The sequence below is a fragment of the Bradyrhizobium sp. USDA 4449 genome (genome assembly GCF_054056275.1).
Genome location: NZ_JBSRYD010000001.1, coordinates 5,155,406 through 5,170,477, shown reverse-complemented (window position 1 = coordinate 5,170,477; position 15,072 = coordinate 5,155,406). Strand labels below are relative to the sequence as shown.

13 protein-coding genes are annotated in these 15,072 nt (G+C 62.6%); 8 read left to right on the top strand and 5 right to left on the bottom strand.

The window, feature by feature from the left end; genetic code table 11:
* The first annotated feature begins 601 nt into the window (after positions 1–601).
* Positions 602–1,438: a DUF2927 domain-containing protein gene (locus tag ACVIIW_RS23980; protein WP_456702993.1), complete on the top strand. Its 837-nt coding sequence runs from the start codon at positions 602–604 to the stop codon at positions 1,436–1,438.
* A gap of 47 nt (positions 1,439–1,485) precedes the next feature.
* Here ACVIIW_RS23980 and ACVIIW_RS23975 read toward each other — a convergent pair whose 3' ends face one another.
* From ACVIIW_RS23975 to ACVIIW_RS23960, 4 genes are all read right to left on the bottom strand, one after another.
* On the bottom strand, positions 1,486–1,704 hold the full coding sequence (locus ACVIIW_RS23975; protein ID WP_456702992.1) for a hypothetical protein: 219 nt from the start codon (positions 1,702–1,704) through the stop codon (positions 1,486–1,488).
* Between the two features lie 241 nt (positions 1,705–1,945).
* Positions 1,946–2,227, bottom strand: coding sequence for a hypothetical protein (locus ACVIIW_RS23970; protein ID WP_456702991.1), 282 nt, complete (start codon positions 2,225–2,227; stop codon positions 1,946–1,948).
* 222 nt (positions 2,228–2,449) lie between these two features.
* Positions 2,450–3,172, bottom strand: a complete 723-nt coding sequence (locus tag ACVIIW_RS23965) for an outer membrane beta-barrel protein (RefSeq protein WP_456702990.1) — start codon at positions 3,170–3,172, stop codon at positions 2,450–2,452.
* Between the two features lie 68 nt (positions 3,173–3,240).
* Positions 3,241–4,872, bottom strand: coding sequence for an outer membrane beta-barrel protein (locus tag ACVIIW_RS23960; RefSeq protein ID WP_456702989.1), 1,632 nt, complete (start codon positions 4,870–4,872; stop codon positions 3,241–3,243).
* A gap of 442 nt (positions 4,873–5,314) precedes the next feature.
* On the opposite strand from ACVIIW_RS23960, the gene ACVIIW_RS23955 reads away from it, so the two are divergent.
* From ACVIIW_RS23955 to ACVIIW_RS23940, 4 genes are all read left to right on the top strand, one after another.
* Positions 5,315–5,923, top strand: a complete 609-nt coding sequence (locus tag ACVIIW_RS23955) for a hypothetical protein (RefSeq protein ID WP_456702988.1) — start codon at positions 5,315–5,317, stop codon at positions 5,921–5,923.
* A 366-nt stretch (positions 5,924–6,289) separates the two neighbouring features.
* On the top strand, positions 6,290–7,882 hold the full coding sequence (locus ACVIIW_RS23950) for a sensor histidine kinase (protein ID WP_456702987.1): 1,593 nt from the start codon (positions 6,290–6,292) through the stop codon (positions 7,880–7,882).
* Entirely contained in the window at positions 7,875–8,600 is a 726-nt protein-coding gene (locus ACVIIW_RS23945; RefSeq protein WP_456702986.1) for a response regulator, read from the top strand. Before ACVIIW_RS23950 ends, ACVIIW_RS23945 begins: the two co-directional genes overlap by 8 nt.
* Entirely contained in the window at positions 8,600–8,827 is a 228-nt protein-coding gene (locus tag ACVIIW_RS23940; protein ID WP_456702985.1) for a hypothetical protein, read from the top strand. The genes ACVIIW_RS23945 and ACVIIW_RS23940 overlap by 1 nt, the downstream gene beginning before the upstream one ends.
* Before the next feature lie 171 nt (positions 8,828–8,998).
* Here the strand turns inward: ACVIIW_RS23940 and ACVIIW_RS23935 are convergent, their stop codons facing one another.
* Positions 8,999–9,223 carry a hypothetical protein gene (locus tag ACVIIW_RS23935; RefSeq protein WP_456702984.1) on the bottom strand — a complete coding sequence of 75 codons (225 nt, stop codon included), beginning with the start codon at positions 9,221–9,223 and terminating at the stop codon, positions 8,999–9,001.
* Between the two features lie 145 nt (positions 9,224–9,368).
* Here ACVIIW_RS23935 and ACVIIW_RS23930 point away from each other — a divergent pair, with 145 nt between their 5' ends.
* The 3 genes from ACVIIW_RS23930 to ACVIIW_RS23920 all read left to right on the top strand — a co-directional run bounded on the left by ACVIIW_RS23930 (position 9,369) and on the right by ACVIIW_RS23920 (position 15,071).
* Complete coding sequence (locus ACVIIW_RS23930; protein ID WP_456702983.1) at positions 9,369–10,133, top strand: outer membrane protein; 765 nt, start codon at positions 9,369–9,371, stop codon at positions 10,131–10,133.
* 417 nt (positions 10,134–10,550) lie between these two features.
* On the top strand, positions 10,551–11,756 hold the full coding sequence (locus ACVIIW_RS23925; RefSeq protein ID WP_456702982.1) for an efflux RND transporter periplasmic adaptor subunit: 1,206 nt from the start codon (positions 10,551–10,553) through the stop codon (positions 11,754–11,756).
* A 48-nt stretch (positions 11,757–11,804) separates the two neighbouring features.
* On the top strand, positions 11,805–15,071 hold the full coding sequence (locus ACVIIW_RS23920; RefSeq protein WP_456702981.1) for an efflux RND transporter permease subunit: 3,267 nt from the start codon (positions 11,805–11,807) through the stop codon (positions 15,069–15,071).
* The last annotated feature ends 1 nt before the right edge of the window (position 15,072 follow it).

The window sequence follows — 15,072 nt, the reverse complement described above, 5'->3', positions numbered from 1 at the left end:
ACCTGGCGGCTCGCACCGCATGCTTGCTGTCTTCCACCATCGGCGGGCTTTCGGCCAGCAAAAAGGCGAGCGCCGCCTTGCCTGCCATCAGCTTCTCGTCAGCTTGGTGTAAGCATTTCGCGCTGATCGGGTCGCCGCTCGGTCTGCTGCGCTGCAACCTGCAGGTCGTGGCACGGTTCGACGGGCCGCACCAGACAGGTGCGCGCGTCTGCGGACCCGACATCGCACTGACTTCAACAACACGCGTCGGAACAGTTGAACGCGCCCTCGGTGAAATCGGTCACGGGGCCGCTCCCTGCGGGCCCTTGGGGGCCGTCGAGAGGTCTGCTCGACAGACAGCGCCGATCAATTGCCCGCCCGGACATTAGCAAATCCATATCATTCGTCGGCCGCATCAGCAGCAAGAACGTAGCGAAGGAGATTCAAGGCGGGCGCGTGCACCGAAAATACCCTCCGCCCCTTCGAAGCACCCTAGTTCGCGCCGATCTTATGCCGCGCCTATACAATCACCGGCCGCCTCCCCTCGAATTCATAGCCGCTCGGCGATGATACTGGCTTCTGAATTCGCGGGTACGAATCTTGCTTGGCACTGCGCGATCTCATGAGGCATTTGCGAGCGATGATCCGGCTTCCGGCAATAGCCCTTGGCGCTGCAATCACACTTGTTGCCCTTGCGGTTCCAGCGCTCGGGGAGAGTCCCGACATCTCACATCGCCGCGCTGAGCAACGACGGACATTCAGCGACGCCGAAATCCAGGAGGGCTTCCTCAAGATCGCGCTGGACGCCGAGTTGCAACTCGGCGCGAAGGTCCATCGCATCCGCAAATTCGATGAACCCGTCCGGATCTTCGTCGATGGCAGGGCCGCGCCTGAGCACACCGCAGCGCTTGGTGCCGTCGTCGAGGATATCCGCGCGCGAATCGATCACCTGGACATTGCGGTGACGGACGATCGCAGCGCGGCCAATCTTGTCGTGACGTTGGTGACCGCCCGCCATCTGCGCCAGGCCATTCGCGCCCGGTTCGGCATCGAGAAAGCCGGACAGATCGAGCATTCCCTCAATCCCCAATGCCTGTCGGGAATTGCCAAGGACAGCGCCTTCCGGATCCGGCGCGCCGAGGTGATCCTGCCGGTCGATGGCGGAGAGTTTACCTTCTACGATTGTGCCTATGAGGAACTGCTACAGGCCCTGGGCGCGATCAACGACGATCGTTCGGTCCCTTGGACCATGTTCAACGACGATGTCCAGATGGGCTTTTTCGACATCTACGACCAGTACCTGTTGAACATCCTCTACGATCCGCGAATCCGGCCGGGCATGACCAGGAAGGACGTCGAAAGCCTCCTTCCCGCGGTCCTGCCGGCGGCCCGGGATCTCGTCGAGCGCAACAATCCGCGCGAACAAGCGAGCGCGCCCGCGCTTGCGCACTCGGATTGACGACAAGCGATGGCCTCAAGCTATCTCGCAATTGCTCGCCAGCGAGATCACCGCTTCGGCGAAGTTGTCTTCGCTGAGGACGAGGAATATTCCGTGATCGCAAAATCGTTCTTCTGCATTTGACGCGTCTGGTGGGCGACCGTCACGTGCCTGTTCGGGCTGTATTTCGACGGCGCGCTGGCGGAGCCGCCGGCCGAAGCGGACTGCGCCAGCAACAACGGCGCTACAGCAATCACGATCGCGCTGAGAACGAAAGTCCTGGGCATCTGCATCCTCCATGTGAAGCGGGACAACTTCAACGGAAGAGGCTGTGCATTTCCAATCTGCGACTCCATCCGCCGCGCAGTTGTCCCTGCGTTCCAATGCTGATCCTAATTCGCATCGATCGCAAGGTTAATCAGCAGATGACGAAAAATGCAGCAACGCAACCCGCCGCCCAAAACCAAGGCGAAACACCGGCCGACACAACGCGATCACACACGCGGCGCGGCCGGCGGACGTCAGGGTCTAATTGTCGGCGGGGCCGCGCCACATCGGCGATTTCGGTCCGCCATAGTAGCGCATCGGTCCGGGTTGCGTCGGCGCCAGCGCGACGGCCTGGATTGGCGCTGCGGCCCAGGCCAGCCGTCCGGCCCTCGCGGCTTCGGCCAGTCGGACCGGCGTCGCCACTCCGTGATGCGCGTGCCATTGCCTGTGGTGGCTGTGCCTTGCTTCTGCGGAGTTCACCCGGGAGACCAGCAGCAGCACGCCCGCAACCATTGCAACTGCGGTGCGTACCGCCGACTTCATGATCGTTCTCGTCCCATCTGGCCGCTTCATTGTGCCGGCCACATCGGAGATTTCGGCCCGCCGTAATAGCGCATCTGGGACGAGGCGCCCGCCTCGCCCGTCGTTGCGCCAAGATCGCTCACGCATCCGGCCAGGCATGCACCCAGACCCGCAAGAGCGATCGTGGTCACCATTGTCCGAACGAGCTTCGAACAGGACATGTTGTTCCCTCCTCCAGGGGCCTCAGTACTTCGCCACCACCGGCCCGCCGAACTTGTAGTCGAGGCCGAGCGTGACGAGGGAATATGTGTTGGCGACGTTGTAGGCGAGCACACCGTTGGTCGGTGCATCGCGACGGAAGGTGCCGAGATCGAGATAGGTATATTCGAACTTGCCGATCAGATTCTCGGTGATCGCATAGGCGATGCCGCCGCCCGCGGCGAGCCCGCTGCGCGTCGTCTTGAACGTGTCGACTCCGACGCCCGGATTGGTGTCGGTATGGGTCAGCGCGCCGTAGGCCCAGCCGCCGGTGAAGAACAGCAGAAGCCGGTCGACCGCGATGCCGCCCCGCGCACGGACCGTGCCGCCCCAACGCAGCTTGGTCGCGTCGTCCCAACCCAGCGCAAAGTTGTCGCCACCCTTGATGTCCGCCCCGAAGCCGGTGGCCTCAACGCCGAAGACGATGTTGCCGGACTGCCAGTTGTAGCCGACCTCGCCACCCCCGAGAGCGCCCGCTGAATCGTAGTTGGCGGTGAAGTTCGCGAAACCCGCCGGACCGGTCGCGTTGTTCAAATTGTGGTTGCCCAGGCCGTAGCCGCCAAACACGCCGACATAAAAACCGCTCCAGTCGTAGGCCGGCGTCGCCATCGCCGGCGCCTTGCCGTAGATCGGGAGATCCGCCGCGAGTGCCGGTGATGCGAGACCAAGCGCGCAGAGCGAGGCCGTGGTGAGAAGAAGCCGCTTCATTTTGAAAACCCCTGTCGAATTGTTCCGATGGAAGCGCGGCGATCCAGGCCGCCGCGCCTTGACGCGCATCAGAAGTGAATGATGATGTCCGCCGAGCCGATGAGGGCGTTCTTGCGGTTCGGCGCAATCCCGAGATTCGAGTTGCCGTTGAACGCGAACGCATCCAGCGACCTGTAGAACGAAACCTCCGGCCGCATCTCGATCTGCGGTGAGAACCAGTGCTGCCAGCCGATCCCGGTTTCGACGTAGCGGGTCTTGGTGCCGGTGCGCTGCCCCTGCTTGTCGTCGAACCATTCGAGGCGATACGAAATGTTGTCGAGCGGCGTCGCCTTGTAGTTCACATACATCAGGTAAGTCTGCCAGGATGCGTTGCAGGTGAGTGCAGCCGCGTTGGCGCAAAACGCCTGGCCCGGCGCGTTGAATGGCATGACGTTCGCCGAGAATGGCGTGCCCGCGCCGGCCGCGTTGATGGCTTGAACCACCGCATTGTTGAGGTTCGGTACGCCGCTCTGATGCCCGTTGTAGCTCTCGAACGAGATGTGCCACTGGTCATTGAACTTGTGGTAATAGGTCAGTCCGTACCATTGCAGATTGTTGTAACCCCAGACGCCGTCGTTGATGCCATCTGCAACGACGTTGATGCTGTCGTTTCCGCTATCGGTCGTATAGCGAACACCCAGGGTGACACTCGGCTTTGCACCCGGATCCTTCAGCATCGTGGTGCCCGGATAAAGCGGATTGGGATTGGTATTGGCGATCTTGGCGCCCCACTGCCAGGGCATGGCTTCGGTGCCAATCGTGGATCCCAACTGGAAGATCAGGTTTTTCGTTGCCGCCAACGTCGCCTGCACGCCCGTGTTGGTGTAGTTGTCGAACGTGTAGGTCATCGAGTGCGAGTACATGTAGTTGTTAGGCGCGAGCTGCGCTTCGATGTCCGGGATCGAAATGAACCGTCCGAACCGGATGTTCAAACCCTGCGCGACCTGCGGAATGAAGACTTCGCCGTAAGCCATCGGCATGTCGTAGCCGTAGTTCTTGTTCTGCTGAAGCAGCTGATTGCTCCACAGGCCGTAGGCGGTAGTGTAGCGATAGTTCTCGCCATAGATTGGCGCGATGCGGAAACCCCAATCGACATGGTCCTTCTGGACCGTGTCGGGCAGGCGCTCGATGTAGACCACCGCCTGATCGAGCTGCACCGTATTGGGATTATAGCTATAGGCGGCAGGGGCATTGCCGCCACGGACGGTGTTGCTGCTGAGGTTTCCGCCCGGATCGATCCAGCCATAGACCTGGATATGGGCGTCGTTCATCCATGACCCGAGTGTCGTGTTGGAAAGGGCGCTCATCAAGGGGCTGTCAACCGAGCTCGGCCGGGTCACGCCGAGATTGGTCGTGCCGCCATAGGGCCACTCGGTGAAGGGCATCGGCGGCGTGCTCTGCGGCGTCGCGGGCCATTCGGCGCGCCGCGACGGCGGCGCCTTCGGATCGGCGGGCGCGGAATCGTGATTCCATTCAAGCCGGTAGTAGTTGATGAAGCGCGTGAAGAAGTCGCTGCCGAGATAGCTGTCGAGACACGAATACTTCTTGTAAGGATCGCAGAACGTCTGCCCCACCGGCGCAAGCGTGTCCGCCGCATTGGCAGCGCCGCCCATCCCCATCATCGCAACGAGCGATGCGCCTGCCAAAAGATACTTTCTCATCATGTTGCCCCAAGCGGTTGAGTACCGACGCCTTCAGCGTTCTTTCGGTTTCGTTAAGCCGGGTGTCATCCTTCGCGAGAGGCGAAGAAAAAGGCGATACGGTTTGCCGCGCGCGTTCGTTAAAAAAACATAGTGCAACGAAGCTTTGCTCCGTCGTTTGCACGCGGACTCATCAATTGCACGTGGGGCTTGCCTAATGCGTCGGCGAAAACATGAAGATTTCGCGGACACACGATATCGCGGCGCAAACGTTTCGTGCCAGCTGTGTCATTTTCGTCATACTTGCGCGAAACGCCTGCTCGACTTGCGCGCAGAACAGTCCGCGCAACGTGCCACAGCTATTTTTTTGCTACGCAAGCGGGCGAGATTCTCGATCGAAGATTTATGTCCGGACCCGCTAGTCTGCGCGCCAGGCCTAGACTCTGCTTGGCGAGGTTCGACGATGGATGCCGTGACTCATGCTGCGCGCCTCAGCGGCGACCCGGCGCATGACGATGCCGGATCCGATCTCACGTTCCTGCCCACGACCTTGGTCGGGCAATGCCGCAACCTCATCGAATCGTATCACGAGGTGCACGGCTTCGCATCGCTGCCGAACATGCTCTGGCAGTTTCGCATGGGTCCCCTGATCGAGCGCCATCAGGAGCTCCGGCAACTCCTGCGCAAGGCATCGACCACACGCAGCGCCAAGAAGGCCAACGAGGGATTCGTCCAGATCGCGACCACCATTCTCGCATTGGAGATCCTGGCCAGCAGCTTTGCCGGCTGGAACGCAATCTATCCGATCGCCGGCGAAGCGGCGCGCGAAGTCCTGCAACGGAATGCTCACGGGGCGCACATGCCGCTGATGGATTTCTATCTTTATCCGCCGAAGCAGATCAGCGCGGCCGCCATTGCCACGCTGACGCCTCCCGCAAGCCGATCAGGTGAGGAACTCGGCCTCCATCATGCATCGCGCCCCGAACTATCGGGCGAGCGGCGCGCGCTTCAATATGCGAGCATGATCCGAAACGAGCAGGAATCCGCCGCGAGAAGCGCCGCCGCGCCTTGATCGCGGAAAGCACCCGCACTGCCACGGCATTCCGTCGGGTCGCCATCGTTCCGGCGGACGATGTCGTTTGGAATCCGTAGATCTACGGACCCGAACGACTATTACTTTTTTATGTTCGCCAGCATCGAACGACATAGATTTTCTACGCCGATCCGGCACATCGTCGGCCTGCCGGGTAATTGACGACATCAAGGGTGGGTTTGCACCCTGACGTGATCCGCTGTGGTGCGCAGACAGGCGCCCGCATCAATCCATGATGTCTTATCCTGAAAGCGCACACGTACTTTGATCGCAAATCTCCCACTTGGCCGCATGTCCTCGATGGCGAGCATGCGGACGACCAGACCCGACGCTGGAGATGGCCACTTGGCGGCTGCGGACGAGCATCAGCAGCCGCACGCGCCATGGCGCACGCTGTCGCCTTTCCTGTTTTCGGTTCTTGGAATCACCCTGTTCACGGCGCCCCTGCTTACATTCAGCCGGACCGTCGCAACCAGCCTGGTGCCGATTGCCTATCTGATCCCGGTGATCTTCGCTGCGACCAGGTGGGGCGTCTGGCCTGCCATGGTCGCCTCGATCGCAGCCATGGCGGCCGCCGACTTCTTCTTCTTCGCGCCGGTCTACAGTTTTCGCGTCGATGACCCGCAGGAGGCGGTCGATCTGCTGCTGTTCCTGATCGTGTCGTTGGTCAGCAGCAATCTGGCCTCGCGGCTACGCCAGGAAACCGAACGTCTGCGGCGCAGCGAACGTGAGATGCAGGCGCTCTATGAATTCTCACGGAGGCTGGCCTCCTGCTTCACCATCGCCGACCTCATCGCGGCCATTCAACAGCACTTCGCGCAGGCTTTCGGCCACCCGGCCACCTTCTTCGTCACCATGTCCGATGGCCACGTTGAACCGGCGAACTCGGGCTTCGCACCCCCCACGGTGCAGTCGGACGCCGCCGCCATGAATGCCGGTATCGGCCCGATGTCGCGGACGATCGTCGACGAGAACAGAAGGGAGCTTTGGCTGTTGCGAGCGATTGCCTCGGACGACACGATTCACGGGGTTATCGCGGTGAATATCGGCGTCGGTCCGCAGCCGGCGATCGCGACCCGCACGCGCCGCATCGAGGCCATTCTCGAAGAGACCGCGCTGACGCTGCAGCGGCTGGACATCGGCAAGGCCATGGAGCGCGCACGACTGCACTTGCAGGGGCAGTTGCTGCGCGACGCCTTCCACGGCACCCTGTCCCACGAGCTTTGCTCGCCCCTCGCCGCGATCCAGGGGTCGGCAAGCGTCCTCGATTCGATTCCTGCAATCCGGGCCGATGGCCGCATCCGCGCGCTGGTCGACGCGATCTCCGAGGAGACGGCCCAGCTCGACGGCTACATCAGGAACCTCCTGAGTGCGACACGCGTCACGGCGGGTGGCCTGAGCCCGCGTCTCGAATGGGCCGATCCGAGAGACATCGTGAACGGCGCGGTCAAGAGGCGCGGACGCCGACTCGCAGCGCACCGGATCGAGATCGGCGCGGTCAAGAGGCGCGGACGCCGACTCGCAGCGCACCGGATCGAGATGGCCTTCGCCGATGAGCTGCCGCTGCTTTACGTGGATTCCGGATTGATCGAGGAAGCCTGTGGCCAGATCCTCGAGAACGCCGCGAAATATTCGCCATCCGGTACGACCATCTCGGTCGACGTCAGGCCCGAGCCGGAGCGCTTCATCATCCGGGTCTCCGACCAAGGCGTCGGCATCATGCCGGACGAGCAGGGAAAGCTCGGCCGTCGATCGTTCCGCGGGTCGCGTCATCAGGCATCCGTTCCGGGCTCCGGCCTCGGCTTCTGGATCGCTACGACCTTTGTGCACACCCACGGCGGAACGATCTCCGTTCAGAGCCGGGGACATGGCCAAGGAACCGCCGTCACCATCGCCCTGCCTGCCACCGCGCCTGAACCCATGGCTTTCAATGAGTAAGCCCGCAAACGTTGTTCTCCTGATCGACGACGAGCCGAAGATCAGGCGCTTCCTGCGCGCCGGCTTCGAGATCAACGGCTTTGTCGTGCTCGAGGCGGAGAGCGCGACCGAAGCCTTGAAGATTGCCACGTTCAGCGCGCCGGACCTCATTGTTCTGGATCTGGCACTGCCGGATCTTCACGGCGCCGAGGTTCTCGAACGGATCCGCGCCTGGTCTAACGTGCCGATCATCATTCTGTCCGTGGCCGCGGGTGAAGACGACAAGGTGCGGCTGCTCCAGGCCGGCGCCGACGACTATGTCGTGAAACCCTTCGGCATGGCCGAGTTGCTGGCGCGCAGTGAAGCCGCGCTGCGGCGCTACTTCAAATCGGCGACGGAAAATCCGGTCGTCATCGCAGGCCCGCTCTCGGTCGACCTCGTCACCCGCACGGTGTCGCTGAACCAGAGCCCGATTCGCCTCACGCGAAAGGAGTACCGGCTGCTTCACGTGCTCGCCATGCATGTCGGCCTCGTCGTAACCCACGACCAGCTCCTCAAGGATATCTGGAACGGCAATCAGCGCGACAACATCCAGTACCTGCGCATCCTCGTGCGCAAGCTTCGCCAGAAGATCGAAAGCGATCCGAATCAGCCACGGCTGCTGATCACGGAATCCGGGGTGGGCTACCGGCTTCAGAACCGGTTCGACCCCGTGCCTGTCGCCGATCGGGTGAGCTGATGCTTGGCCCTCGCCCGCGTCGTTCGTTCTACGTCGCGGTCTCCTGGAGCGGCAACGCGCAGGACGGCGGGTTCTGGGAAATTCGCCGCAAGCGAAAGGCGATGGGCGTCAGGCTCAGCGGATCCAACTTTCCCTCACGTCACGCCGCGGATCAGGCGGGCCGGATTGCGCTTGAGGATTTCCTCAACGGCCTCGTCATCGAGCGCGCCGCGCGCCCGGCGGTCTGATCGCCGCCCCGGTCTCCACCCGGGCAATCCAGAGCAGCCCGGACCGCCGAGCGATTCCACGCCCGTAAATAAATAATATATTTTGTCGCGCAAACCGCTTACCTTGCACAACAAAGGGGCGGACGCAGTGGACTTCCTCGTTCAGAAATTCAACGTTTTTGGTGTCGACGTTCAGTACTGGATGCTTGCCGGTGCCGTCGTTGTCGCAATTTTCATCATCTTCGCCTGGCGTACACGCGATCGCGCCTGATCGACGCCGCGGACACGAAAGCCGATCACCAGTGGCGTCAACGCCGTCCGACAGCATTGCGCTGAATCGTCGAACCATTCGATCGCTTCAATCTCCAGACCGTCTCGCGCCGACGAAAGATATTTTCTCTTAATTGTTTGTAGCACTTTGCGATGTCGCGAGCGCGCAACGAGCGCTCAAAAACCAGCATCTCGGCGACTTTTGCGCCGTTTCTGCATCGCGGAATCCGCCTGCCCTCCATAAGATCGTCATCGACAACGAATGGGCCACACGGCCATGTAGGGGGCTTGAATGAACGCTAGACTGAAATCCGCTCTCGTCGCGGGAGTATTGCTTGGCCTTGGTGCTGCGGTCACGGCGAATGCTGCCGACCTGCCGCTGAAGGCGCGGCCGATGCCCGCAATGTCTCTCTACGACTGGACCGGCTGCTATCTCGGCGCCAACGTCGGCGGCGGATGGACGAGGCTCGACACCGCGCGTGTGTTGGACGTCACCGGCGCCGCGGCTCCGAACAATTACGGCCGCGAGAACGACAGCGCAGTCATCGGCGGCGGCCAGGTCGGCTGCGACTTCCAGACCGGCAATCTCGTGTTCGGCATTGGAGGCAGTTTCGATTTCGGCAACATCAATGGTCGCCACGCGCTGGCGGACTTCCCGACCTTCTCGGAGTCAAACAGCCTGAAGGAGATCTACACCGCGACCGGCCGCATCGGCTATCTCTGGACTCCCCAATTCCTCGGCTACCTCAAGGGCGGTGCGGCCTACATCAAGAATCGCAATCAGGTCTTTGCGCCGGGCGGCGGACTGGTCGAATCCGCAAGCTTCTATCAACCTGGCATGACCGTCGGCATCGGCGCGGAATGGATGTTCACCCCGAACTGGTCGGTCTTCGCCGAATATAACTACATGTGGTTCCATGATGACAATGCGCAGGCCTTCACTCTGGCCGGCGGGGGTGCAGGCGAAGTCATCAACTCCCAGCAGCGCGTTCAGACCGTGCTCGTCGGCGTCAACTACAAGCTGCATTGGGACAGCCCGGTGGTCGCCAGATACTGAAAACTCCTTCCGAGAACCCTCAACGAATTTAGCCCCGGTTTGCCGGGGCTTTTTTCTGCGACCGCCGCCTTGCCGAAGACGACATCCGAACTGCAGCCGCGCGTCGATAAATTTCAGTTGATCAGCGCGCAGGCAAACACGTTGTGCAGTCGACCGGCTTTTGTTCAATCGCGCCGTTGCGCTCGTCGGACGCTATCATTTGTGTATTCAAATTCGCTCTCCCCTGTATCGAAAACAAATAAACGTGCCGCTAGTACTGACCTCTGGCAACCTTGGCGTCGCAGCACTGTAAGGTTGACGTCAGTTGGGCTTGTTAACGAGATTTCGTCCGCCTCAATCGCTTCACTCCGCAGAGTCTGCGCAGCGATCCGGCAGATCGAGGACGGACATCCGAAGCGCGTAGAACGGGGCTCTGTGATGGCATTTCGCATCAAGCATGCGGGGATGACGGCCGGCATTGCCGCCATCGGCGTCACCATCGGTGCAGCCTGGTTCTTCACCCATACGGGCGAAGTACGATCTGCAAAGGCGGCGGCGCAACCCGCCGCGGACAGCGACGTCGACATCGCGCAGCAGACCGTCGGCATCAGCGAGAAGCAGGCGGCCGGGTTCAGGATCCTAGCCGCGGAGGAGCGCAATTTTCGGGTCGTCAAGAATGCGGTCGGGTCGATCGACTTCAATCAGAACATGCTGGTTCAGGCGTTCACGACCAACCCGGGGAAGATCGTCGACGTGGTCCTCAACGTCGGCGATACCGTCACCAAGGGACAGACCCTGTTCACGATCGACAGTCCCGACCTGCTTCAATCCGAATCCTCCCTGCTGGCGGCGGCCGGCGTGCTTGAGCTGCAGACCCGGACGCTCAATCGCGTGAAGCAGCTGCTCAAGACGGGCGGCGGCGCGCAAAAGGACGTCGATCAGGCGACCTCCGACCAGCAGACTGCGGAGGGCAACTACAAGGCCGGCCGCGATGCCGTACGCATTTTCGGCAAGACCGACGAAGAGATCGACCGCATCCTCGCCGATCGCAAGGTCGATTCGGTCCTGCGCGTGCCGAGCCCGATCTCGGGCCAGATCGTGTCGCGCAGCGCGGCGCCGGGCCTCTACGTCCAGCCCGGGAACGCGCCCGCGCCCTACACGCTCGCCGACCTCTCCACCATGTGGATGGTCGCCAACGTCGTCGAGACCGACGCCCCCGCCTATCGGCTCGGCCAGCCGGTGGCCGTCACCGTGCCGGCCTATCCGAACGAATTGTTTCGCGGCACCGTGACGACGCTCGGGCTCAACATCGATCCCGCCACGCACCGCCAGCTGGTTCGGTCCGTGGTCGAAGATCCAAGCCACAAGCTTCGTGCCGGCATGCTGGCCAGCTTCTCGATCGAGATCGACGGGCCGAAAGCGTCGGTCGCCGTCCCCTCCGACGCCATCGTCCGCGAGGGTGACGGATCCATGACAGTCTGGGTCACCACCGACCGGCGCCGCTTCCAGCGGCGCACGGTGAAGGTCGGGCTGGAACAGAATGGCTGGCGCCAGATCCTCGACGGTCTGAACGCAGGAGATCTGATCGCTTCGTCAGGTGCAATCTTCCTCAGCAACAAGTTCGCCATTGCGGCCACGGGCTAACCCCGTCGTGCATCCCCCTCAACTGCCGCTCAGTGCAAGTGTGCGATCTTGATCAAGAGTCTCCTCCAGTTCGGCCTGACCCGCAGCGCGATCGTCGTGCTCGGCCTCGTCGTGTTCTGCGCCGCAGGCCTTGCCGCCTTCAGCAAGCTGAACATCGAGGCCTATCCTAATCCGGCGCCGGTGATCCTCGAGATCACCGCGCAGGCGCCGGGGCTGTCGGCAGAGGAGATGGAGAAGTACTACACGATCCCGATGGAGGTCGGATTGTATCCGACCCCGGGCGTCGTCGGCATCCGCTCGACCTCCTTCTACGGCCTGTCCTTTGTCCGCGTCACCTTCCGCTACGGCGTCGATTACTATTTCGCGCTGACGCAGGCCGCCAACAGCATCCAGCAGAACATCCAGCTTCCCGGCAATCTGGTGCCGACCATCCAGCAGTCGAGCCTGGTCGGCGAGATCTACCGCTACCGGCTGGTCGGGCCGCCGAATTTCGGCCTGACCAACCTGCGCACCCTGCAGGATTACGTCGTGACCCGCCGCCTGATGACCCTCCCGGGCGTGGTGCAGATCAATGCCTGGGGCGGCACCACCAAGCAATTCAACGTCGATGCCGATCTGTCCAAGCTCGAATCCTACAACATCACGGTGCCCCAGCTCGTCACCGCGCTCGGCAACTCCAACGCCAATGTCGGCGGCCGCGAGATCGCGATCGGGCAGCAGTCGGTCAACATCCGCGGCATCGGCCTGATCGATTCCGGCGGCGCCGACGACGTCACCAAGGGCTACCGGGTCCAGGACATCGAGAACATCGTCCTGACCCAGCAGAACGGGCTGCCGATCCAGATCAAGGACGTCGCCAAGGTCACGATCGGCTACGTGCCGCGGCTCGGCATCGCCGGCAAGGACAAGGACGACGACATCGCCGCCGCGATCGTGGTGATGGGACGGACCCAGCACACCAACGACATCATTCCGAAGGTCGAGGAAGAGGTCGAGAAGATCAACAGCGACGGCACGCTGCCGCCCGGCGTCAGGATCGTGCCTTATTACGATCGCAGTGCACTCGTCGGCGTGACCACGCACACGGTGCTGCACAACCTCGTGTTCGGCTGTCTCCTGGTGTTCGTGATCCAGTGGGTGTTCCTGGGCAATCTGCGCAGCGCGCTGATCGTGGCCGCCAACATCCCATTCGCATTGTTCTTCGCCATCATCATCCTGGTGCTGCAGGGCGAGGATGCGAACCTGCTGTCGCTCGGCGCGGTGGATTTCGGCATCATCGTCGATTCCGCCGTCATCATCATGGAGAACATCTTCCGCAATTTCCAATCGAGCCCGGCGGCCCGCGCCCGCGTGCTGCAGCATCTCTCCGAGGGCTATTGGGGCGCGGATCCGACGGCGCTGACGCATGGCCAGCCCTCGGCCGCGCGCTGGTCCGACCGGCTCAGGATGATCTTCGTCAGTGCCCTCCAGGTCGACAAGGCCGTGTTCTTCACCGCCGCGATCACGGTGACGGCCTTTGTGCCGCTGTTCACGATGCAGGGCGTCGAAGGCCAGATCTTCGGGCCGATGGCGCGCACCTATGGCTACGCGCTCGCCGGCGCACTGCTGGCGACCTTTACCATCACGCCGGTGCTCGCCTCGCTGCTGCTGCCCGAGCACATCGAGGAGACCGAGACCATCATCGTACGGGCGCTGCGCCGGCTCTACACGCCGGTGCTGCGCTGGGCGCTCGGCCGCGTCAGGCTCGCCGTGACCGCAGGCGCCGTCTTCCTCGCGCTCTCCGCCCTCGCGGCCAGCCAGCTTGGCAGCGAGTTCCTGCCCGCGCTCGAGGAAGGCAATTTCTGGATCCGCGCCGCGATGCCGCCGACGATCTCGCTCGATGCCGGCACGGAAGCGACCCGCAAGATGCGCGACATCCTGCTGCGCCACCCTGAAATCATCACCGTGGTCTCGCAGCATGGCCGGCCCGACAACGGCAGCGACGCCTCGCCCTTCTCCAATGTCGAGCTGTTCGCTCCGATCAAGCCGTTCGACGAATGGCCAGCCGGCCTGACCAAGGAAAAGCTGACGGAGGAATTGCAGAAGGAGTTCGACGAAGAGCTCCCCGGCATCACCTTCAATTTCTCCCAGTACATCCAGGACAATGTCGAGGAAGCGCTGTCAGGCGTGAAGGGCGCCAATTCGGTCAAGATCATCGGCCCCAACCTCGACGTGCTCGAACAGACTGCGACCAGGGTGATGGAGGTGATGCGTGACATCAACGGCGTCGCCGATCTCGGCATCTTCCACCTGGTCGGTCAGCCCAATCTCGACATCAGGGTCAACAGAGAGAAGGCCGCGCGCTACGGGCTCAACACCGGCGACGTCACCACTGTGGTCCAGGCCGCGCTCGGCGGCTCCGTGGCCACCAACGTGCTGGAGGGCGATCGCACCTTCGGCGTCGCCGTGCGCCTCGATCCCAAATTCCGGCAGAATATCGACGAGATCAAAAGCCTGAAGGTCGCCTACGCGACGCCGTCGGGCACCAATGCCTACATTCCCCTCAGCGAGCTTGCCGACATCTCGCTCGATACCGGCGCGCTCTTCATCTATCGCGAGAAGAGCCAGCGCTACATTCCGATCAAGTTCAGCGTGCGCGGCCGCGACCTCGGCTCCACGGTCGCGGAGGCGCAAGCCCGCGTCGCCGCTGCCGTGCAGCTGCCGACCGGCTACCGCATCATCTGGTCCGGCGAGTTCGACAATCTCGAGGCCGCCAAGGCGCGCCTCATGATCGTGGTGCCGGTGACGCTGCTGTTGATCTTCGTGCTGCTCTACAGCCTGTTCAATTCGGTGCGCGACAGCCTGCTCGCGCTTGCCGGCATTCCCTTCGCCGTCGGCGGCGGCCTGATCGCGCTGTTTCTGGCCGGGCTCGATTTCAGCATCTCGGCCGCGATCGGCTTCATCTCGCTGTTCGGCGTCGCCGTCATGGACGGCATCCTCAACATCACCTATTTCCGCGAGCTGCGCGCCACCGGCATGAGCATCAGCGACGCGGTCTTCAACGGCGCCGAGCAGCGCATGCGGCCGATGCTGATGACCGCGCTGTCGGCCGGCGTCGGCCTGTTTCCGGCGGCGCTGTCGCACGGCATCGGCAGCCAGGTGCAGCGGCCGTTGGCGACCGTCGTCGTCGGCGGCATGTTCATTGGTCCCCTGCTGCTGCTCGCCGTGGCGCCTGCCCTGCGCAAGATCTTCCTGTCGCGCGAGCCGGCGCCGTCGGAGCAGAACAATACGGCCGCCTCGCCGCCGCCCGAGGCGGCCCATCCGGAGGGCGGCTGAG